This window comes from Pseudobacillus sp. FSL P4-0506, from assembly GCF_038003025.1.
Taxonomy (GTDB): domain Bacteria; phylum Bacillota; class Bacilli; order Bacillales; family Domibacillaceae; genus Pseudobacillus.
Window position 1 is genome coordinate 709,291 of sequence record NZ_JBBOOI010000001.1, and the last position, 22,207, is coordinate 731,497.

Sequence of the window (22,207 nt, forward strand, 5' to 3'; positions counted from 1 at the left end):
GAATGTCATGCAAATTGAAATGAGAAATATCCATAAAAGATTTGGCGCGAATCAGGTGCTTACCGGCGTGGACTTTGAGCTGCTTCCCGGTGAAGTCCATGCGCTTATGGGAGAAAACGGGGCAGGAAAATCAACGCTAATGAATATCCTGACAGGCCTTCATCAGCAGAACGAAGGAACGATTACCATTAACGGGCAAGACCGTTCTTTCTCCAGCCCGAAAGAAGCAGAAGAAGGCGGCATTGCTTTTATTCATCAGGAGTTAAATATTTGGCCGGATATGTCCGTATTGGAAAATCTCTTTATTGGTCGCGAACGGAAAAATGCTTTCGGTTTGCTGAAAATGAAAGAAATGAAAGAGATGGCAAGCGCACAGTTTGAGAAGCTGGCGGTTACTATTCCTCTCGAAAAGGAAGCAGGACTTTGCTCAGTCGGACAGCAACAAATGATTGAAATTGCCAAGGCACTCATGACAAATGCGGAAGTTATTATTATGGATGAACCGACGGCTGCTCTAACAGAAAGGGAGATTTCCAAGTTGTTCGACGTTATCCGCGCACTGAGCAAGCAAGGTGTTTCCATCGTTTACATTTCTCACCGCATGGAAGAAATTTTTACGATCTGTGACCGAATTACCGTGATGCGTGACGGCAAAACAGTTGACACCAAGATGATAAAGGAAACTAACTTTGACGAGGTTGTTAAAAAAATGGTAGGCCGTGAACTCGAAGACCGCTTTCCTGCACGAAAGCCTTCTCCTGGTGAAACAGTATTAGAAGTAAAAGGCTTTACGAGAAAAGGGGCATTTGAGAATATCAGTTTCTCTGTGAAAGCAGGGGAGATTATTGGTGTTTCCGGCTTGATGGGCGCCGGACGAACAGAAGTGATGCGGGCAATTTTTGGGTTAGATCAAATAGACAGAGGCGAGCTATATATAAAGGGGCAAAAAGCGGTTATTCACTCGCCAAATGAAGCCGTTAGGAAAGGAATCGGCTTTATTACCGAGGACCGGAAAGACGAGGGACTCATTCTTGATTTCCCTATCCGTGAGAACATTTCCCTGCCAAGTGTTAAGAGCTTTGCTCCAAAAGGAATCATCGACCGGAAAAATGAACGGGAATTTGTAGAGATGTTAATTAAACGATTAACCATCAAAACGGAGTCGGCAGAAACAAGTGCTAAAAATCTATCGGGTGGTAACCAGCAAAAAGTGGTGCTCGCTAAATGGATTGGCATTGGCCCAAAAGTGTTGATTTTAGACGAACCGACAAGAGGTGTGGATGTTGGTGCCAAGCGGGAGATTTATTCGCTGATGAATGAACTGACTGACCGGGGCGTAGCCATTGTTATGGTGTCTTCTGAATTGCCTGAAGTACTTGGGATGAGCGACCGTATTCTTGTTTTCCATGAAGGAAAAATTAGCGGGGAATTAACGAAAGAAGAAGCGACGCAGGAGAAAATCATGACGTTCGCTGCAGGAGGGCAGTAATGATGAATAAAACAGGTGTAAAACCACTGAACGATCTGACACAGAAGCTTGGACCGCTGCTTGGATTAATTATTTTAATTTTGATCGTTTCTATTTTAAATCCCAGCTTCTTGGCGCCTTTAAATATTTTGAATTTGCTTCGGCAAGTGGCGATCAATGCGCTGATTGCCTATGGCATGACGTTTGTTATTTTAACAGGCGGAATCGATTTATCGGTCGGTTCTATCTTGGCGCTGTCTAGTGCGCTAATGGCTGGCATGATTGTTTCAGGCATCGATCCGATACTTGCCATTTTCATTGGCTGTCTGCTTGGCGCAATTATGGGAGCAATTAATGGCCTCTTAATTACAAAAGGAAAAATGGCGCCTTTTATCGCTACACTGGCAACCATGACGATCTATCGGGGGTTAACGCTCGTCTATACTGACGGAAACCCGATCACCGGTCTTGGAGACAATTACTTATTCCAATTGTTTGGCCGCGGTTATTTTCTAGGTATTCCTGTACCAGCTGTTACGATGTTGCTTGCCTTTGTGATCCTATGGGTAATTTTGCACAAAACTCCGTTTGGCCGTCAGACTTATGCGATTGGCGGCAATGAAAAAGCTGCCTGGATTTCAGGTATTAAAGTATCAAGAGTGAAAATTATGATTTACTCCTTAGCAGGTCTGCTCGCTGCATTGGCCGGTGCTATCCTAACCTCACGGCTTAATTCGGCCCAGCCGACAGCGGGAACTTCTTATGAACTAGACGCCATTGCCGCTGTTGTGCTTGGCGGAACGAGCCTTTCAGGCGGCCGAGGTCTTATCATCGGCACGCTCATCGGCGCTTTAATCATTGGCACATTGAACAACGGTCTCAATTTGTTGGGTGTCTCTTCCTTCTTCCAAATGGTCGTTAAAGGAATTGTCATCGTGATTGCTGTATTAATTGACCGTAAAAAAGCAGCGTAGGAGGGGATTGGCTTGAAAAAATTATGGATCATTTTGCTGTCATTTTCGTTATTTATGCTCGGAGGCTGCTCGCTTGAGCCACCTCAGTGGGCCAAGCCGGCGAAAAAAGACAAGCTTGAAGATATAAAAATTGGTTTATCTGTATCGACGTTAAACAATCCGTTCTTCGTTTCTTTAAAAGACGGAGTGGTCAAAGAAGCGAAGAAGAACCATATGGAAACAATCATTGTAGATGCACAGAACGATTCCGCAAAACAAGTGAATGATGTGGAAGATTTAATTCAGCAAGGTGTTGATGTGTTGCTCATCAATCCGACTGATTCATCCGCTATTTCTACAGCGGTGCAATCAGCGAACGCCATCGGTATTCCAGTGATCACGCTTGATCGTTCGGCTGACAAAGGAGACACCGTGACCCTTGTCGCTTCAGACAACGTAAAAGGCGGACAGATGGCCGGGGATTTTATCGTTGAGAAGCTTGGAGAAGGAGCGAAGGTAGCTGAGCTCGAAGGAGTTCCAGGAGCATCCGCTACACGTGAGCGAGGAAAAGGCTTCCATTTAACAGCAGATAAAAAGCTAAAAGTTGTTGCCAAGCAATCAGCCGATTTTGACCGGACCAAAGGATTGAATGTCATGGAAAACATTTTGCAGGGTCATCCAGATATTCAGGCAGTTTTTGCCCATAACGATGAAATGGCACTTGGAGCGATTGAAGCCATTGCAAGCTCCGGCAAGGACATTCTTGTTATTGGGTTTGACGGCAATGACGATGCTATTAAATCTGTAAAGGCTGGTCAGCTAGCAGGGACAGTTGCACAGCAGCCGGAACTCATCGGCCAGCTCGCTGTGCAGGCGGCCGGAGATACAATGAAAGGAAAGAAAGTAGAAAAAACCATGCCAGCTCCATTGAAAATGGTAACGAAGTAAATAAAAAAGGCCGGCAGAGAAGAAAAAGCTCTCTGCCGGCCTTTTTTGTGAATGGTATTATTGCTGCTCCCGCAAGGCTGTAATAGCTTTATGTTCCTCCTCTTTTTTTACATAAATATCATATTGAGTGTTATCGCTAAAACTTCTGTGTCCGAAGTTAATCGGAGTTTTAGTTTTATAGGAAACGCCATTACTCTTCAGCTTCCCGACTACCATATAATAGCTTTCATGGCCATGTACAGTCCGCACCAGTTTCCATTTTCGATTGGAATTCATTGAAAAAATCATCCCTATAGCAAATAGGACCACCAAAATAATGAGAGAAATAGTCAATTTCAACCCTCCTCCGTTTTCTCTTTAAAAGTTTATTAGTGCTAAGGCGCTTATATGGCTGCGGCAAGAGGTGAAAGCTATGCTAATTTGTATGAAGCAAATGATGAAGCAGTCGCTCTTTATCATCGAAAAATTGTTTCATCATAACATAATGGCTCGTTTCTTCGAGTGGTTTCTCACATAGCCCGTCTTCAGTCACCTCTAGTATTTTAGAATCAGGATACGCCATCAACAACGGGGAATGCGTAGCAATAATAAATTGAGAGTTTGCCATCATTAAGTCATGCATCCTCGAAAGCATGGAAAGCTGCCTTAATGGTGAAAGAGCTGCCTCAGGCTCATCCAAAATATAAAGGCCATTTCCTCTGAAGCGATGATTAAATACCGCAAAAAAAGATTCACCATGTGATTGCCGATGAAGCGATTTCCCCCCAAAAGAATCAATGATTCGGCCTCCGCCTGGCTCGCTATCCAACTCTTCAATGTTTGTTGCCACATTATAAAAAGTTTCCGCTCTTAAGAAGAAGCCGTCTTTGGGACGTTTTATACCTTTGATAAGCTTTATATAGTTCCCAAGTTCAGAGTGGGAATCATGGGTGGAGAAGTTAAAGTTAAACGTACCTCCTTCCGGATTAAAACCAGAAGCAACCGCTATTGCTTCTAGCAAAGTAGATTTGCCCATTCCATTTTCTCCAATAATGTAAGTAACCCGGGGATGAAATTCAATTCCTGCTGATTGGATAAAAGGCAGATGAAAAGGATATTCATCGAAAGAAGGGATACTCTCCGTCTTAAATTGAACTTTTTTTATGAACGGACTATCCAATTGACTGATCATTTAAATCCTCCGTCCTATCTGTTTTCCATTAGTGTAACAAAAAAATTTAAGACACCCATTTATTTAATAAATAATAAAATAAATCAGGCAGCTGCTAAATGCTTTAATAAGAATTGGGATTGAGAATAAAAGTTTGCCTAGGGAAAAATAAGCTAGATAATATTTCACTTTCACCATATTATAGAATATAACGGCTTGTCAGAAAGGAAAGATTCGGATGGTAATGGACTGGTTCATCAATTTGAATCCGGCTGTTCAAGCATTGCTTGGCGGTTTATTAACATGGGGATTAACGATGTTAGGGGCATCCATTGTTTTTTTCTTTCGCCACATTAATCAAAATGTAATGAATACGATGCTTGGTTTTGCTGCTGGTGTCATGATTGCTGCTTCTTTCTGGTCTCTTTTAGCTCCTTCCATCGTATTCAGTGAACAAAACGGGCAGATCCCGTGGCTTCCGCCTGCAATTGGCTTTCTGCTTGGCGGCCTTTTTATCAGGCTGCTAGACTTTGTTGTTCCTCACCTGGATTCTGGTTTGTCAGAAAATGAAGCAGAAGGACCGAAGACTGGTTTGCCTAAATCAATGCTGCTCTTCCTTGCCATTACGCTCCATAATATTCCTGAAGGGCTGGCTATTGGTGTGGCATTTGGGGCCGCAGCCATTGGTCTCGGAGAAGCCTCTGTAATAGGGGCTCTCGGGCTCGCTATCGGCATTGGCATCCAAAATATGCCGGAAGGCGCTGCGCTCTCCGTTCCATTAAGGGGAGAAGGGATGTCGCGACTGCGGGCATTTAATTATGGCCAGTTGTCTGCCATTGTAGAGCCGGTTGCTGCTGTAATTGGAGCCGCTGCTGTGCTCGCTGTACAGCCCATTATGCCTTATGCCCTTGCATTTGCAGCGGGTGCCATGATCTTTGTTGTTGTCGAACAGTTGATTCCGCAATCACAATCAGCCGGCAGCAAAGATTGGGCAACGCTGGGCTTAATGGCAGGGTTTACGGTCATGATGATATTGGATGTGGCTCTCGGTTAATATAAAGCCCCGTTACCAGCAAAAGGTACGGGGCTTTTATGGCTTAAACAACAATTTCGGTAGATTCCCTCTTTTTGTCTTCAAGCTTTACATATAGCTCGTGTACAGGAGGTTCTTCAGAAATTTTTACATGAATCATGAATTGATTTGGATCCAGGCGGCAGTGATGCTCCTTGGCCCACTGTTTTATTTCATTAAGAGATTTCCATAATGTGTGAGTGTATCCATTGTGCTTCATATAAATATAGCTTTGGGGAGGAATATTAAAACTAATCATGCCTGCGGGCACAATATCAACGTTGTTTACTTCCAGGGCAACACAGTGTGTCACTAGGCTTCCTTGTTTTTGGCGACAAATCTCCATTAATTCACCGTTTGTTTGATCTAAAATATCACTAGCAAATTGCTTGAACTGTTTCCAAAGTATTGCTTTCTCCGTTTCTAGGTCAGTAGTCTGACATGTTTTTTGCAAGCCAATTACTTTGATCTCCTCAATTTCGACAACTTTCGGGATCATTCGGACACCTCCGCTTAAAATAATTGCTTGTTCTTTTATTTTACAATAAAATTCCGGAGAATAATTACAATAAATTGAAAATTATAAAAAATGATTTGTTCATTAGAAAAGCCGGTTTTTACGCCGGCTTTTTAAACGTATAGAGTTGCAGGGAATAAATAAATTACTGATCAGATAGAAATTTTACTGATCATAGCCGATCATTTACGAGCCGCAGAGTCTTGCTTGCAGGCTAACTGTTTACTCTTTATGGGAGGGCTCATTTACTTTTACAAGCTGCTTGCCGATATTTTCGCCTGTAAATAAACCGAAAAATGCTTGCGGAATATTTTCAAATCCTTCTGTAATGGTTTCTTCATAAGTAAGTTTGCCTTCTTGAAGCCACTTGGATAGGTGTTGAAAGCCTTCCGGATAGCGTTCACGATAATCCCCAACAGTAAAGCCTTTAATCAAGGCGCTGGACTTAATTAAGTAATGCTGAATGCGAGGGCCGTGATCCTCTCTTTTATTATAGGAAGAGATGGCTCCGCATTGGATGATCCGGGCGAATTTGTTCAGGAGCGGATATACGGCGTCAGAGATGTCACCGCCGACATTATCGAAATACACATCCACACCATCTGGACAGGCTTCCATAAGTGCCGTATTCACATCCTCTGTTTGATAATTAATAACGGCATCAGCCCCTAGCTGTCTCAACAATTGAACTTTTTCATCGGAGCCCGCAATCCCTACCACCCTGGCGCCGACAATAGTAGCGATTTGGACAACAGTAGAACCGACAGCACCCGCTGCACCAGAAACAACCACTGTTTCTCCTTCTTGTGGCCGGCCAATATCCATTAACCCAAAATAGGCAGTAAGGCCGGTCATGCCGAGAATATGCAGAGAAGTTGTTATCGGTCCAAGTGCTGGATCTATTTTACGAACAGATTCAGCGGGAATGGTTGTGTATTCTCTCCATGGGAGGGAACCAGTTACAATGTCTCCTTCCTGCAGCTGGTCAGATTGAGACTCTATTACTTCAGCTATTGCTCCTCCCTCGATAGGCTGGTTTAACTGAAAGGGCTCTACATAAGATTTTCCTTCATTCATCCGACCGCGCATATACGGATCGACTGATACATATAGTAGCCGGACGAGTGCTTCTCCCTCTGATAATTCCGGAACAGAGGTTTCCTGAACAGACAAGTGTTCGGTTGTTGGTTCGCCATCGGGGCGTTTTAAAAAAAGTATTTCACGGTTTTTCATCAATGTCATTTCCCCCTCTTTTCTTTTCCCTTATCCTACCCGTTTGTTCTTGAAACAAACGTACAGGTTTCTCATAAAAATCACTGAAAGCCACAGGGTCTTTCTTTACTTAGGTATGTTTGTTTTTATGTATAATAAAAAGGAGAGCTTTTCAATGAATGTATTGCTAAAAAAGGCATACATTTCAGTGAGAGGACCACTTTTCTTGTTTGTAAAAAAGGAGGTGCCGATGATGGCATTGGCATATTTTAATGGAAAAATTGTCGGCGTAGACGATCCGGTAATTCCGATTGATGAACGAGGCCATCAATTTGGCGACGGGGTATATGAAGTTATTCGTTTCTATCAAGGCAAACCGTTTATGATGAAAGAACATCTTGACCGCCTATATATGAGTGCTAAGGCCATTAAGCTGGAGATTGGAAAAGAACCAGATGAGCTGGAAGCACTGATCCTGCAATTAGTAGAAAAAAGCGGCTTGGCTCAAGCGGATCTTTATATACAGGCAACGAGGGGGATAGCGCCCAGAAATCATTTGTTTCCAAAGTGTCCAGCCTCTATTTCGATGACGGTGAAGCCGGCTCGAGAGCTATCGGAGAGCATGCGCAGAGAAGGAGTTAAAGTAGCGGTGCTGCCTGACGAGCGCTGGCAAAATTGCTATATTAAATCATTAAATTTATTGCCAAATATTTTAGCGAAGCAGGAGGCTTTTGAGCAGGGCTGCTTTGAAGCAGTACTCGTGCGGGATGGCCGGATTACAGAAGGATCGAGTACAAACGTATTTATTGTAAAAGACGGAAAGATACAAACAACCCCTCTTTCCAACCGGATTTTGGCTGGGATTACTCGCCTCGCGGTTAAAGAAGCGGCGGAGGAATTAAGAGTTCCGTTTGTGGAAAAAGATTTTACACCTGAAGAGCTTTATCAGGCGGACGAAGTCTTTTTAACGAGTACGACCTCAGAAGTTCTTGCCGTGACTGTTGCTGATGGACGTGAGATCGGGAATGGACGGCCGGGTTCTATTACTGGTCGGCTACACGAATGCTTTCAACAAAAAACGAAATAAAGTTTCATAAAAACCCAGGCCTTTCTGCTGCTTTATGCAGGGAGGCCTGGGTTTTTATTAAGACAAGAGATGGAAACCTTCTTCATCTAAGTATTGAATGGCTTCTCCGTAAGAGTTAAAGGTGCCGTCTAAATTCAAACCGGCATACACATTCCACATATCTTCTTCCTCCACTAGAAGAAGAGTCTGGCCGTCTCTATTAACCCATGTTTCTTCATAGGCATCTCCTGCGACGGCTTCTTCTTCAACTGTTCTTGGAGAAAGGGATTGAATGGATTCATGGATAATCTGCTTTAATTCCTCAGCAGAAAATTCACGGATATTTACCATCCCTTTGGCATCTGTGGGATAACCAGCCAATTCTCCCGCATATACAAAACCATTTCCATTCGGGTGAAGATGGTAGACGATGTTCTTTTTTTCTGACACACTGTCGGCAAATTGAAAATTGACCCTGCCGAGAGAGACATTTTTCCGTTGAAGTTGAGGAAAAGATTCAATAATCGACAATTTTTCATTGAAATTCAGCATAGTGCCTCCAAAGTTTAAAGGTAGAATAAGCCTTCATTATAACATACCCAAAACGCCGCTATTTCTTAAATTTCGTGACTTTAGTAATTACTTTTTGTATCGCCTCTGGTAAAATGAAAGAAAAATGTAATATTTCGACAAAAAATTACCTATTTTATAACAAGGGGAGAAACGCTCATGAATCCATCCAAACAGGGTAGCGCTGAAGAGAAAAAGAACGCCTTCCACCAGGCAGAAGCGTTTGCTGGTTTGATCCGTGCTATGTCTCCGTTAAACATCAGTATATTAGATGCTTTGCCGGTTCATATCTTTTTGGAAGATCGGCACGGGCGGACGCTCTTTGCTAATAAACTGGCCTGTGAGAAAAATGGCAAAGAACTCCACGAGCTGATTGGCAAGACCTCGTTCGACTTTTTCTCCCCTTCTGTCGCTGAGGAAATACGCTGCAACGACCTTGAAATATGGGAGTCTAAACAATTGAGAATGAAAGAGGCAATTGTAGACTTTAATGGAAATCCGACCCATATGCTTGCGGGTACAACCATTATTCAAGGCGAAGAGGATGGCGAAGAATATTTGCTCGGCTTTTCTTTTGATATTAGTGAACGAATAGAAGCAGAAGAAAAACTGGCAAAGCTGGCGTTTTATGATCCGCTAACTGGTTTGCCAAACCGTCGCTATATCGAGCATTATGGTGACGGTTATTTAATGACTGATCAGGAAGGGTTATCGGCGCTGCTTGTTTTCGATTTAGATTATTTTAAAAAGATTAATGATAGCCTTGGGTATGAGGCGGGTGACCTGCTTCTTCAAGAAACAGCCCGCCGTTTGCGAACACTTGAAACAGAAAATATCTTAGCCGCGCGTATTAGCGGGGACGAGTTTGCGCTTCTCGTTTCCCGCGCAAATTGTATAAGTGAGATTTCGGAGCTATGCGAAAAACTGTTGGAGCTATTTCGCCAGCCGTTCGTTGTTTTAGAAAAAAAAGTACCTATATCGGCAAGCATTGGTGTCAGCGTTTACCCGCGTGATGGCGAAAGCTTATATTCGCTTTTGGTTCATGCCGACCTCGCCGTAAATGTTTTGAAAAATAGTGGAAAAAATGGCTATCAATTTTTTGCTGTTTCGATGAAAGAGTCTGCCAATCAGCGTTTAGAAAAAGAAATTCTGCTTTCTCAAGGGTTGGAAAAGGGAGAATTTCTTCTTCACTATCAGCCCAAAATATCCATTAGGACAAAAGAGTTATACGGTGTGGAGGCGTTGGTTCGCTGGAATAGTGAACAAGGGTTAATTTATCCGGGAGAATTTATTGGACTGGCTGAGGAAACGGGATTGATTGTTCCTTTAGGAGAGTGGGTACTGCGGGAGGCTTGTCGTCAATGCAAGGAATGGCATGAGATGGGGTATACTCATTTAAAAGTGAGTGTTAATGTGTCGGCCGTGCAATTCCAAAAGCAGGACTTTGCCGAGCTTACGGCCCAGATTTTAGAGGAAACAGGCTTGGAGCCGGCTGCCCTTGAATTAGAATTAACCGAAAGTACAGTAATGGAAAAGCCAAAGGAAGCGGCAGTGATTCTTCTTCGATTGCAGCAGCTTGGAGTGTCTATTTCAATTGATGATTTTGGAACGGGCTTTTCTTCATTTAGCTATTTAAAACAGTTTCCGATGAATGCCTTGAAAATCGATCGGTCATTTATTCAAAACATTGAGGAAGAAGAAGCTGATAAGGCCATCGCTAAAGCGATGATTAGTCTTGCTCGAAATTTAGGGCTAATGATCGTCGCTGAAGGGGTAGAAAATGAAAAGCAAATGAAAATTTTAGAATCAGCCGATTGTGACACCGCTCAAGGGTACTTTATCAGCCGCCCGCTGGATGCTGATGCTTTTTTAAATTACATGAGAAACAGCCAAGTTAAATAATGCACTTTAATAAAATGGAAAGGCAGGTCTTTATGAAGAAACGGTTTTTTCTAAGTGTAGTCACTGTTTTTCTACTGGTCGCCTCCTTATTTCCACTTAATGGGGAAGCAGACGGAGTTCGGTATGTGGCGCTTGGTGATTCGCTCGCTGCAGGGCAAACACCTCATAAAGAAATCGGTGCCAGCTATACAGACTTAATTGCCCTGTCTCTGCAGCAAACGGGACAGTTATCTAGCTTTTCAAAGCAATTGGCTTTTCCCGGGTATTCAACCGGACAAGTATTGGAGCAGTTGGAAAAGAAAGAAGCACAGGCCTTGATCAAAACAGCCGATTTGATCACCATTTCTGCGGGAGCAAACGATATGCTGCCGCTTATTCAAAACGACTCTACCCGGAGGATGTTAAGCTACCAGCCTATCCCAGTGGCTTTTGCACTTAACGGGGTACGAAAAAACTATGTAAAAATATTTGAAAAGATACGAAAAATGAATCGGCAGGCGGATATTTATGTCATGGGTTATTATTTTCCGTTCCCTCATGTGAAAGAAGAACAGAAGCCATCCGTTGCAAGCCAGCTGACGCTTTTAAATGAAATTATTGAGCAGGAAGCAAAAAGAGCAGGTGCTTATTTCGTACCGGTTTCTGGGCGGTTCGGAACAAATGCCCGTTCGCTTATTCCTAACCCGGCAGATGTGCATCCGGCACCAGGCGGTTATTTGGAGATGGCAAACAGCTTCATCGAAGTGTATGCGCCTGGAAGCCGACTAATTCCGACAAGTATATTATCGCAGCTGCCAGCGCCAGTGCCTTTTTCTAAGCTGAAAAAAAGCCATCCCAGCCGATCAGCAAGCAGAGAAACTTCAGAGAACAGCAGGAAAGAGAAGCCAGCGAAAAAGGAGAATGGAAAAACAGCTGCCAAAGAACAGGGGAAAAGCTGTAAGCGCGGTGAATATACTTAAAGGGGAAAAGCCTTCCTAATCATTAGGAAGGCTCAGACTGTAGACAAACTCAATGAAATTCTAGAGTTTGTCTACAGTCCTTTTTATTTTGCTTGTGAATGGGGGCTGTTGATTTCCATTCCAGGCGCTTCGCTTTCCGCGGGGCGGGCGGTGAGCCTCCTCGCCGCGAAAGCGCCTGCGGGGTCTCACCTGTCCCGCTGATCCCGCAGGAGTCTTTGCGCCATCCATTTCAATCAACAGGGGTTACAAAGTTAGAGTAGCCGTACAACCATACCTGTTTTAAAATAAATAGATCAAACACTTGAGGTGAGAAAGATGCTTTCGAAAAACAATCCAATCCAACGGAATCAAATAGAAATGATCGCTCTAGACCAGCTTGTACCAGAGAATCACCTGGTCCGTAAAATGGAGGCAGCGATGGATTTCTCTTTTATTTATGACTTGGTGGAAGGATTGTATGCGGAAGTGGGCCGCCCAAGCATTGATCCAATTATTTTAATTAAACTAACATTTATCCAATATGCCTTTGGCATTCGATCCATGCGCAAGACGATCGAGGAAGTGGAAACGAATATGGCCTACCGCTGGTTTCTCGGTTATGGATTCCATGATAAAGTGCCGCATTTCTCTACCTTCGGTAAGAACTACGAGCGTCGCTTTAAAGATACCGACCTGTTTGAACAGATCTTCTATCGTATCTTAAAAATAGCTGCCGAGAAAAAGCTCATTAGTGCGGAGCACGTTTTTGTGGATTCCACTCATGTAAAAGCTAGCGCGAATAAGCGTAAATTTGAAAAGAAAATGGTTCGCAAAGAAACACGCGCGTATCAGGAACGCCTCCAAGAAGAGATTAATCAGGACCGAGAGGATCATGGAAAAAAGCCGTTCCCGCCAGATAAGTTCGATAAAGAAGAAACGAAAGAAATCAAGGAAAGTACAACCGATCCGGACAGTGGCTACTACGTTAAAGACGAACGAACCAAACAATTTGCCTATTCCTTTCACGCGGCCGCAGACCGTAAGGGATTCGTAATTGGCACAATGGTCACACCAGGCAACACACATGACAGCCAAATCTTAGAGCCGTTAATGGAGAAAGTGATAGAAAAGGTAGGAAAACCTAAAGCTGTTGGTGCAGACGGAGCTTACAAAACACCTGCCATTGCCAGTTATTTAATGGAAAACGGCATGACACCTGCTTTGCCTTATACACGGCCGCGCACAAAAGAGGGCTTCTTCAGAAAGCATGACTATGTGTACGATGAACATTTTGACTGTTACCTTTGTCCGGCAGGGGAAGTATTGAATTACTCAACGACGAATAAGGAAGGCTATCGTGAATACAGATCACCCAAACAGGTTTGTACCTCCTGCCCTTTTTTAGCTAAATGCACGGAAAGCAGAGATCATCAAAAAGTGGTGACACGCCATATTTGGCAGAAATATATGGAAGAGGCCGACCATCTTCGCCACCACGAAGAAGTTAAAGCGATTTATGCGGAGCGAAAAGAAACGATTGAGCGTGTATTCGCAGATGCAAAAGAAAAGCATGGCATGCGTTGGACAACGTTAAGGGGACTTAAAAAATTGTCGATGCAAGCGATGCTTACTTTCGCTGCCATGAATCTCAAGAAAATGGCCAGCTGGACTTGGCGAGAACCAGAAATGGCTTAAATGATGACCTCGGAGAGGTCTATCTTTCTCTCGAAGGGCTTTAAAACTACCGAAAAATCAAAAGGGGTTCGGAATAAGACTATTCCGAACCCCTTTTGTCGACAAACTGAGCCTTCCTAATCATTAGGAAGGCTTTTTTGCTGTTTCAATTTTTATTGGCCTCTAGTTGTTCAGATTGATACACATCTGGACGACGGTTTTGCAAATAATTGAGCAGCCCCTGCTCGCGGTTGATTTCCTTTAAATTGATGGGAAGAACAGGCAGTTCTTCATTGTTTCGTCCTTTGTATATGGTCTTGCCGCTAGGGTGAACAACTTGGCTTTCACCAAAAAAGATATTCTCACTGTCTAAACCAACCATGTTAGCCGCTCCTATATAGATATGATTTTCTAGGGCACGGGCACGTAAAAAGGCGTCCTGATAATGCTGATAAGGAAGCATATTAGCTGCAAGTACGAGTAGAAGCTGAGCGTTTTTTAAAGCTAATATCCGAGAAGCCTCCGGAAATTCCATATCATAGGTAATCATAAGGCCGACATCTCCTTCCGGAAGGGAGAATACAGGAAAGGAATCTCCGGCTGTAAACCATTGTTTTTCTTGATGATATAAATGAACCTTTCGATATTTCCCAAGCATGTTGCCATTTTTCCCAATTAATAAAGCTGAATTATACAAGAGGCTGTTATCTAGTTCTGGAAAGCCTACGATAGCGCCAACATTGCTGGATTTAGCCTGCAGCTGAATGCGTCGGATACTTTCTCCATTCTCTGGCTCTGCCAAAGAATATAAGTCTTCATCTAGTGCATACCCGCTTAAATATAACTCCGGAAAAAGTACATAGTCTGCCTGCTTTTCCTTTGCTTCCTCGATTGTTTGTAAAATTCGGTTTAAATTTGCTTCTTTCTTTTTTAATTCGCAGCGCAACTGTGCAATAGCGATTTTAATCATGGTTTTACTCCTTTTTTCTCTTCTTCTCGATATTTCTTTAGTTTTTTAGCAATCGTTGATTGATCGACTTGTAGCACTTCTGCTGCTTTATAAGTGCTTTTATATAAATGGTACACACGCAAAATTAACTCTTTTTCAAATTGTTGTTTCGCTTGTTTCAGCGGAAGGATATGTTCTTTAGACAAAAAGACAGTATCGGTTAAAGCGTCTGTTAGAAGCCAGCTTTCGCCTGTTTGATCGGATTGGGTGACAACGATTTGTTCAATTGTATTTTCTAATTCACGAATGTTGCCGGGCCAGTTGTAGGATTGAAACTTCTCCATCAGCAGGGACGACAGATTGAACTGCCGATGATATTTTTGGTTGAATTTCTGCACAAAATATTGAGAGAGGTACGGAATTTCGTCATGGCGCTCACGAAGAGGGGGGACCATTAAGGGAACTACGTATAAACGGTAATAGAGATCTTCCCGAAACCCTTTTTTTTGCACGAGCTCTTTTAAATTTTTGTTCGTTGCTGCGATAATCCGGATATTAGCTGCTTTCTCATGAATACTTCCGATTTTCCGGTATTTATTCTCTTGAATAACCTCCAGTAACTTTGATTGTGCCGCAAAAGGAAGTTCAGCTATTTCATCTAAAAATAGCGTACCGCCTTCAGCTGATTCAATGAGTCCTGTTTTTCCTTCTCTTTTTCCACCCGTAAATGATCCCGGTTCGTAGCCAAATAGTTCAGATTCTATTAAGTTTTCAGGAAGTGTACTGCAATTAATAGAAATAAAAGGTTGTTCGTGTCGCATGCTTTGCTGATGAACGTATTTTGCCAGCATGGTTTTGCCGACTCCGGACTCGCCAAGCAAAAGAACCGTTGAATCGACATTAGCAATGCGGTGAATGACGTTAATGATCTTTCTCATTTTTTCTGATTTTGCTATTAATGGACCAGCCGATGTATTTACTGAATAGTCTTCTAGTGAAGTCAATTTCCTTTCACTCCTTGCTGATGATTTTTATCATTATGAGGAAAAAAATCATTATTTTGATTAAATCCAAGTTTTAAACGATGGAATATGCGGTTGGAAATAAAAAAACAATGAAAAAAATCATTAATTTATCAATAATTATATCAGAAAATACTAATAAATCGGCCTTTTTATTTTGGTACAGAACTTGCAATAAGGAGAACCACCGTCATTAGAACTAGAAGGGAGTATCAGTCATGAAGGTTGCAGTAGCACAGTTCTCTCCAGTTCTTGGAGATAAACAAGAGAATATTAAAAAAATCATTCATTTTTTAAAGGAAGCAAAGCGGCAGGCAGCAGAAATTGTTGTTTTTCCAGAGTTAGCGCTTACCGGCTATTCCATAGGCGAAAGGTTACCGCTTATGGCGGAAACAAGAGAAGGAGACTCATTAAAAACCATTGCGCTATATTGCAAAAGTCTGCAGATTCATGCCCTTATATCCTTTCCTGAAGAAGAAGAGGGGCGTTATTATATCTCAAGCGCATTAATTGACGAAAATGGACTAATTGTTGGTATTTATCGCAAGACCCATTTATTTCATGCAGAAACAAATTACTTTACACGTGGCGAAGGATGGCCCGTATTCCAAACGAAATTCGGAAAAGTAGGGGCGATGATTTGCTACGATCTGGAATTTCCCGAGGTATCCAGGCTTCTTCGCTTAAATGGGGCGGACATTATTTTAGTGAACACTGCTAATATGGTCCCTTATGAAAAGCATCAGCATGTGTATATGCAAAGCAGAGCGATGGAGAACGAGGTGCCAGTTGTTATTTGCAACCGAATAGGAAAAGAAGGAGAGCTTGACTTTTTTGGCCATAGCATGGCTGTCAATAACGAAGGGGAAATATTGTTCAAGCTTGACTCAGAAGAGGGAATCCGCACCATTGATATTCAAATGGATGAAGAGCGGGATCCTAAGCTGGCTTATACGATTAATTTGCATTCGCTTGTTAAAAAACGTTTAACTCATTTGATTTAATCAGTCTACTTTGCCTCTCTACACAAAGCGGGGAGGCAAAGAAAAGGATGAGGGGAAAGGGTGAAATTGATGGAAAATGGTAGAAACTCTTTAAAAAGAACACTGACATTAGCACCGCTTGTTTTATTTGGATTAGCTTATATGACACCGATGATTTCATTTGGCATTTATGGCGTGCTGGCTGAAGCAACAAGTGGGTTGGTACCAACAGCCTATCTTGTCGCATTAATAGCCATGCTATTTACGGCATATAGTTATGGAAAGATGGTGAAGGCCTACCCTGTATCCGGCTCCGCCTACACATATACGCGTAAATCGATTCATCCGAATTTAGGTTTTCTTGTAGGATGGGCAGTTTTACTCGATTATTTATTTCTTCCCATGGTGATATGGTTAATTGGAAGCGTATACTTGCAAGCTGCTTTTCCAACTGTGCCCGTGTGGATATGGGTCTTATCATTTATAGTAATAACTACTCTTATCAATCTCATTGGTATTCGGACAACTTCCCGAGTGAATTTTCTCATGATGGTGTTTCAATTTCTCGTTATTCTTTTATTTATCATTTTTTCCACAGTAAGTTTAATGAGTGGAGAGGGAATGGAAACGCTTTTTTCCGCAAGTGCCTTTATTCATGGTGACATGTCTTTTTCTCTAGTCTTGGCGGGTGCCTCTGTCGCTTGTTATTCATTTCTTGGATTTGACGCGGTGACTACTTTATCGGAAGAAACCATCGACCCTAAGAAAACCATTCCGCGAGCGATCTTTCTTGTCGCTTTGATTGGCGGAGGCATCTTCGTTATTACTTCTTACTTTATTTATCTTGTCTATCCGGATTTTACTAAATTCCAAAATATTGATTCAGCCGGATTTGAGATTGCTGCTTTGGTTGGGGGCAACTTGTTTAGTGCTATTTTTCTTGCGGGAATGATTACCGCACAATTTGCTTCTGGTTTATCTGCTCAAGCGAGTGCGGCCCGCCTGTTATTCGCGATGGGACGCGACAACGTGTTGCCGAAGAAAATATTTGGCTTTATTCATCCACGCTTCAGCACACCTGTTCTTAATCTGCTTACAATAGCAATCATTGCTTTGCTGGCATTAAAAATGGACATAGCCACCTCCACTTCATTTATTAACTTTGGTGCCTTTGTTACATTTATTTTTGTGAACCTATCCGTTATTGGTCATTACTATTTTAAGAAAGGACTGCGATCGGGGAAACATGCCTTTTCCTATTTGGTCCTCCCATTAATTGGGGCCGTGTTTGATGCTTGGCTGCTTATCAATTTGGACAAACATGCATTGATCCTTGGAGGTGCATGGGCCTTGATTGGATTTATCTACTTACTGTTTTTAACGAAGCTTTTTCGTGAGGCCCCTCCAGAAATGGCGATCGATGACGTAGATGCAGCCTCATAGAAAAAAAGAGTGATAAAGATATAGGGAAGAACGAAAAGGGCTAATGGAAGATATCCGTAGGCCTTTTTTGTTTGTTTTCCAGACTTACTTTTTTATTGGCATAATATTTGCATTTATCAGTTAAATGATCGTAGAGAGCAAACAATCTTCTACTGGTCTTTAAACATTAGATAGGTACCATACATAGAAAGGGAGAGACTAATGGGAAGAGGAAAAATGAACATTGCATTAATCCAGCATAGGTGTGTAGAAGACCGCGAAAAAAATGTAGAAACAGCTGAAGGGTTAATACGGGAAGCGGCAAATAGAGGAGCGCAAATTATTTGTACAGAGGAGCTTTTTGGCGGTCAATACTTTCCGCAGACGATTGATGTTAATAAATATGAGTGGGCTGAACCAATTCCAGGACCGACTTGTGACCGGATGCAAAGGTTGTCGCAGGAGCTTGGCGTAGTCATTATCGTTTCACTGTATGAATATGTGCGCGATGGTTTATATTTTAATACGGTAGTTGTATACGAGGATGGAGAATATTTAGGAAAGTACCGCAAGCATCATATTCCTGAAGGCCCTCAGTATATTGAAAAATATTACTTTACTGAAGGAGACACCGGCTATCCAGTCTTCAAAACGAAGTATGGAACGATTGGCGTGTTAATTTGTTGGGATGAATGGTTCCCGGAACCATCCCGTATCTTGGCTTTAAAAGGAGCAGATGTAGTATTTTATCCTTCAGCCATTGGTTCAGAACCTGACAATCCCGATTTAGATACATCGCAAACATGGGTAGATGCGATCCGTGCTCACGGGATCCATAATAATATGTTTATTGCTGCGGTAAACCGTGTCGGTCGCGAGGACAGCAATGAAGGCCATATGACATTTTATGGACGGAGCTTTATTAGCAATCCATGGGGAACTATTATTAAGGAAGCTGAAACAAAAGAAGATGAGATCATTATGGCTGAAATTGATCTTGCAGAGATTACCCACGCCCGCAATGTATTGCAGTTTCATAGAGACCGACGCCCGGATAGCTACGGAGAATTGCTTAAGCGTGTAATAGAATAGCAAATATAGACTCTAAAAAGCCGTTCACTATAAGTGAACGGCTTTTTTGGACTAAGCAATCAGGTTTTTTTATTCATATCGGCATAAAATATGCATATTCGAATAAAAAGTGTGTCGAAAAAGGATAGACCGGCTCGTTTTTTTATTATTTTTAATTGGCACAATATTTGCAATAGTTATAAAAAGGGTTAAGGGGGTTTGTTATGTCACAGACAAAAGAAATGAACAGGTCGCTAGGGCTTATCCACGTTGTTCTCTTTGGTTTTTCGTTTATGGCACTTGCCACAGTTTTCAGCACGTATGGAATTGCGGCCCAATTATCGCACGGAATGGTGCCAGGAGCCTATTTATTGGCCTTGATTGTCATGCTGTTTACTGCATACAGTTATGGACAGATGTCTAAATCTATCCCGTCTGCCGGCTCTGCTTATGCCTATACACAAAAGGCGATAAATCCGTATGTGGGCTTTCTTGTTGGCTGGGCTATTTTAATGGATTATCTTTTCATTCCTATGGTTAATTATCTGTTATTTGGCATCTTCTTTTCTGCTGCTTTTCCCTCTGTGCCAAACTATGTTTGGATACTTAGCATGTTGTTATTAGTGACCGTTATTAATGTGAGAGGTGTGAAGCTGGCAACAAAGGCCAATGCTTTTATCACGATTTTCTCCATTGCATTTATCCTTCTTTTTATTGGGCTATCCATTAAAGAAATTGCAGGAGGGGCGGGCACTGGCACTCTCTTTTCTTTGAAACCGTTTTATAATTCGGAAGAGCCGCTTTCATTTATTATTTCGGGTGCTGCCCTTCTATGTTTTTCTTTCCTTGGCTTTGATTCAGCTACAGCGTTTGCAGAGGAAACTGTGAATCCGCAAAAAAATATCCCACGGGCAGTTTTCATTATCACGCTAGTAGGAGGAGCTATCTTTATTACCGTTTCATACTTTGCCCAAAATGTTTGGCCAAATTATAACTCATTTGTTGATCCGGACTCTGCAGCTCATGAAATCATTAAGTTTGTCGGTGGCAAAGCCCTCGCTTCTGCTTTTCTAGCTGTCTATGCCGTTACGGCATTTGGTTCTGCGATGTCTTCTCAGGCAAGTGCTTCGCGTGTGCTTTATGCTATGGGTCGTGATGGACAGCTCCCTAATAAGTTCTTTGGAACCTTGCATCAAAAATATAACACCCCTGTGAACAACATCCTATTAATTAGCGCTATTTCCTTGCTTGCATTGTTCTTAAGCTTATCACTCGTTGCTTCATTCATTAACTTTGGCGCTTTTCTTGCATTTACAAGTGTAAATATCGCCGTTATCACGTATTACTTTGTTCGGAAAAAGGAACGTTCTCTAAAAGGAACGCTGCTTTATTTAATTATTCCAGCAGTTGGAGCCTTGCTTGATTTATGGCTTCTTATTAATTTAGATATCCATTCAAAGGTACTAGGGAGCATTTGGTTTGCTCTTGGTCTTATCTATATGGTGGTTTTAACAAAAGGGTTTAGACAAAAACCGCCTGTAATGGATTTATCAGCTTAGTATATAAATAGCAAAGGAGAATGAAAAATGTTGAAAGCGGATGTAATTATAAAAAGCAAGGCAGTTTTTACAGGATTAAAGGACGAACCGGAGGCCCTAGCCATTGCTGTTAAAGACAACAAGATTATGGGTGTCGACACGCCAGAAAAGATCGAAGCGCTGAAAAGTGAGGAGACGAAAGTAATAGATGCCGGCAATAAGCTTGTAATGCCTGGATTCCACGATGCTCACTTGCATATTATGCTCGGCAGTCTCTTCAGCCATTATTGTGTGTCTTTAACAGATGTCAAATCAGCTGAAGAGGCAGCGGTTAAAGTAAGAGAATATGCTGAAGGGAAACCAGATGGACAGTGGGTGATCGGCACAGGTTGGGATCATACGGCATGGGACAAGAAAGAGTTCCCCGACCGTTATATCCTGGATCAGGAACTGCCAGACCGTCCTGTTATGCTATTACATGCGGAAGGACATTATGGCTGGGTAAACTCAAAGGCGCTTGAAATTGCCAATATTACAAGTGAGACACCTAATCCGGAATATGGAGTTATTTACAAAGGTGATCAAGGAGAACCAACAGGCATTTTAATTGAAACTGCCATCGCTTTGGCTGCGGACTTTGCTTATGATTTTCTGAAGGAGCAGCTGCACGATATGGTGAGCCAGTTTTTGCAGCATGCAGCAAAGCTTGGTGTAACATCTGTCAATGACCTGTATGCGAGCCGTGCCCATGAAAAGCTAGAAGCTTATTCTGTGTTTAAGGAGTTTGAAGATAACGGACAATTAACATGCCGCTTCCATCTTTATCCGCCATTGAATGGCCAAATAGAACAAGCAAAGAAATTCAGGGAAGATTACTCTTCAGATAAGCTTCGGACTGCGGGGCTGAAGCAATTTATTGACGGGGTAGTGACCGGTTATACAGCTTATATGCTTGATCCATATGTTGACAAACCAGAAACCAGAGGAGAAATCGCCTATACAAAAGAGCAACTGGAAAAGTGGGTAGTAGAGGCAGACAAGGAAGGATTCCAAATTCGTTTCCACACCATTGGTGATGGAGCTGTCCGGTTGGGATTGGACTTATATGAAACAGCCCAACAAGTGAATGGGAAACGGGATGCTCGCCATGCGCTTGAGCATATCGAGGTCATTGCGCCAGAGGACATTCCGCGCTTTAAAGAGCTGGGTGTCATGCCGTCTATTCAGCCGTATCATATGGCTTTGATGCCAAGGGAAAGCCATACAACACGTGTCGGTGAAGAGAAGCAAACGTATATTTACCCGAATGCCACTCTATTAAGATCTGGAGCCGTTGTATCTTATAGCAGTGATTATCCAATTGTTCCGCTTGAACCGATGATTGAAATTTACCATGCAGTGACAAGGAAGGATTTCACGTTGGATGATACTTGGAACGAGCAGGAGCGAGTCACGCTTGCCGAGGCTTTGAAGGCTTATACTGCGGGTTCTGCCTATAGTGTCTTCCGGGAAGATGAATTAGGTACGATTGAAGAAGGAAAACTTGCTGACTTAGTTGTATTGGATCGCAACTTATTTGAAGTGTCAGCGGAAGAAATTCTGCAAACAGAAGTGGAAGTTACAGTAATGGATGGCGAAGTGGTTTGGGAAAAAACCCCTACTGCTGCTTTAAAATAAACAAAAACGAGTGCCTGCTTTTAAAGTTTGCGGCGGGTATTAATAAAAAGGACAGCCCCGAATGTAATTCGTTTG

General features: G+C 42.4%; 20 protein-coding genes. 13 read left to right on the top strand and 7 right to left on the bottom strand.

Features of this window, described 5'->3' with window-relative positions:
- Window positions 1-7 precede the first annotated feature (7 nt).
- From MKZ02_RS03545 to rbsB, 3 genes are read left to right on the top strand one after another with little or no spacing between them, the layout of a single operon-like run.
- The gene (locus tag MKZ02_RS03545) at window positions 8-1,489 is read left to right on the top strand and encodes a sugar ABC transporter ATP-binding protein (protein ID WP_340851889.1); all 1,482 of its coding nucleotides are present in this window, start codon (window positions 8-10) and stop codon (window positions 1,487-1,489) included.
- Complete coding sequence (gene rbsC, locus MKZ02_RS03550) at window positions 1,489-2,442, top strand: ribose ABC transporter permease RbsC (RefSeq protein ID WP_120035459.1); 954 nt, start codon at window positions 1,489-1,491, stop codon at window positions 2,440-2,442. The genes MKZ02_RS03545 and rbsC overlap by 1 nt, the downstream gene beginning before the upstream one ends.
- Before the next feature lie 12 nt (window positions 2,443-2,454).
- Entirely contained in the window at window positions 2,455-3,369 is a 915-nt protein-coding gene (gene rbsB, locus MKZ02_RS03555; RefSeq protein WP_340851890.1) for a ribose ABC transporter substrate-binding protein RbsB, read from the top strand.
- 57 nt (window positions 3,370-3,426) lie between these two features.
- Here the strand turns inward: rbsB and MKZ02_RS03560 are convergent, their stop codons facing one another.
- Window positions 3,427-3,702 carry a hypothetical protein gene (locus MKZ02_RS03560; RefSeq protein ID WP_259455642.1) on the bottom strand — a complete coding sequence of 92 codons (276 nt, stop codon included), beginning with the start codon at window positions 3,700-3,702 and terminating at the stop codon, window positions 3,427-3,429.
- 82 nt (window positions 3,703-3,784) lie between these two features.
- Window positions 3,785-4,540, bottom strand: coding sequence for an AAA family ATPase (locus MKZ02_RS03565; RefSeq protein ID WP_340851891.1), 756 nt, complete (start codon window positions 4,538-4,540; stop codon window positions 3,785-3,787).
- Between the two features lie 217 nt (window positions 4,541-4,757).
- On the opposite strand from MKZ02_RS03565, the gene MKZ02_RS03570 reads away from it, so the two are divergent.
- Complete coding sequence (locus MKZ02_RS03570) at window positions 4,758-5,573, top strand: ZIP family metal transporter (protein ID WP_220702328.1); 816 nt, start codon at window positions 4,758-4,760, stop codon at window positions 5,571-5,573.
- Between the two features lie 43 nt (window positions 5,574-5,616).
- On the opposite strand, the gene MKZ02_RS03575 is transcribed toward MKZ02_RS03570, so the two are convergent.
- Both MKZ02_RS03575 and MKZ02_RS03580 read right to left on the bottom strand, forming a co-directional pair.
- Window positions 5,617-6,090 (bottom strand): GyrI-like domain-containing protein, encoded by a 474-nt coding sequence (locus MKZ02_RS03575; RefSeq protein ID WP_340851892.1) that lies wholly within the window; start codon window positions 6,088-6,090, stop codon window positions 5,617-5,619.
- A 240-nt stretch (window positions 6,091-6,330) separates the two neighbouring features.
- Window positions 6,331-7,341: an NADP-dependent oxidoreductase gene (locus tag MKZ02_RS03580; protein ID WP_340856314.1), complete on the bottom strand. Its 1,011-nt coding sequence runs from the start codon at window positions 7,339-7,341 to the stop codon at window positions 6,331-6,333.
- Between the two features lie 154 nt (window positions 7,342-7,495).
- Here MKZ02_RS03580 and dat point away from each other — a divergent pair, with 154 nt between their 5' ends.
- Complete coding sequence (gene dat, locus MKZ02_RS03585; RefSeq protein WP_340851894.1) at window positions 7,496-8,407, top strand: D-amino-acid transaminase; 912 nt, start codon at window positions 7,496-7,498, stop codon at window positions 8,405-8,407.
- A 57-nt stretch (window positions 8,408-8,464) separates the two neighbouring features.
- On the opposite strand, the gene MKZ02_RS03590 is transcribed toward dat, so the two are convergent.
- Window positions 8,465-8,938 carry a hypothetical protein gene (locus tag MKZ02_RS03590; protein WP_340851895.1) on the bottom strand — a complete coding sequence of 158 codons (474 nt, stop codon included), beginning with the start codon at window positions 8,936-8,938 and terminating at the stop codon, window positions 8,465-8,467.
- 177 nt (window positions 8,939-9,115) lie between these two features.
- Here MKZ02_RS03590 and MKZ02_RS03595 point away from each other — a divergent pair, with 177 nt between their 5' ends.
- From MKZ02_RS03595 to MKZ02_RS03605, 3 genes are all read left to right on the top strand, one after another.
- On the top strand, window positions 9,116-10,858 hold the full coding sequence (locus tag MKZ02_RS03595) for a sensor domain-containing protein (protein WP_340851896.1): 1,743 nt from the start codon (window positions 9,116-9,118) through the stop codon (window positions 10,856-10,858).
- A gap of 32 nt (window positions 10,859-10,890) precedes the next feature.
- Window positions 10,891-11,817: a GDSL-type esterase/lipase family protein gene (locus MKZ02_RS03600; RefSeq protein WP_340851898.1), complete on the top strand. Its 927-nt coding sequence runs from the start codon at window positions 10,891-10,893 to the stop codon at window positions 11,815-11,817.
- Window positions 11,818-12,132: 315 nt separating this feature from the next.
- Window positions 12,133-13,491 (top strand): IS1182 family transposase, encoded by a 1,359-nt coding sequence (locus MKZ02_RS03605; protein WP_120032260.1) that lies wholly within the window; start codon window positions 12,133-12,135, stop codon window positions 13,489-13,491.
- A gap of 145 nt (window positions 13,492-13,636) precedes the next feature.
- Here MKZ02_RS03605 and MKZ02_RS03610 read toward each other — a convergent pair whose 3' ends face one another.
- On the bottom strand, window positions 13,637-14,440 hold the full coding sequence (locus MKZ02_RS03610; RefSeq protein ID WP_340851900.1) for a carbon-nitrogen hydrolase family protein: 804 nt from the start codon (window positions 14,438-14,440) through the stop codon (window positions 13,637-13,639).
- Window positions 14,437-15,423: a sigma-54 interaction domain-containing protein gene (locus MKZ02_RS03615; protein WP_340851901.1), complete on the bottom strand. Its 987-nt coding sequence runs from the start codon at window positions 15,421-15,423 to the stop codon at window positions 14,437-14,439. Before MKZ02_RS03615 ends, MKZ02_RS03610 begins: the two co-directional genes overlap by 4 nt.
- 236 nt (window positions 15,424-15,659) lie before the next feature.
- Here MKZ02_RS03615 and MKZ02_RS03620 point away from each other — a divergent pair, with 236 nt between their 5' ends.
- From MKZ02_RS03620 to MKZ02_RS03640, 5 genes are all read left to right on the top strand, one after another.
- Window positions 15,660-16,445: a carbon-nitrogen hydrolase family protein gene (locus MKZ02_RS03620; RefSeq protein WP_340851903.1), complete on the top strand. Its 786-nt coding sequence runs from the start codon at window positions 15,660-15,662 to the stop codon at window positions 16,443-16,445.
- A gap of 69 nt (window positions 16,446-16,514) precedes the next feature.
- On the top strand, window positions 16,515-17,867 hold the full coding sequence (locus tag MKZ02_RS03625; RefSeq protein WP_340856315.1) for an APC family permease: 1,353 nt from the start codon (window positions 16,515-16,517) through the stop codon (window positions 17,865-17,867).
- A gap of 216 nt (window positions 17,868-18,083) precedes the next feature.
- A complete protein-coding gene (locus MKZ02_RS03630; RefSeq protein ID WP_340851904.1) occupies window positions 18,084-18,938 on the top strand; it encodes a carbon-nitrogen hydrolase in 855 nt (284 codons plus the stop codon).
- A 203-nt stretch (window positions 18,939-19,141) separates the two neighbouring features.
- The gene (locus MKZ02_RS03635; RefSeq protein ID WP_340851905.1) at window positions 19,142-20,476 is read left to right on the top strand and encodes an APC family permease; all 1,335 of its coding nucleotides are present in this window, start codon (window positions 19,142-19,144) and stop codon (window positions 20,474-20,476) included.
- Window positions 20,477-20,503: 27 nt separating this feature from the next.
- The gene (locus MKZ02_RS03640) at window positions 20,504-22,132 is read left to right on the top strand and encodes an amidohydrolase (protein WP_340851906.1); all 1,629 of its coding nucleotides are present in this window, start codon (window positions 20,504-20,506) and stop codon (window positions 22,130-22,132) included.
- Window positions 22,133-22,207: the final 75 nt, after the last annotated feature.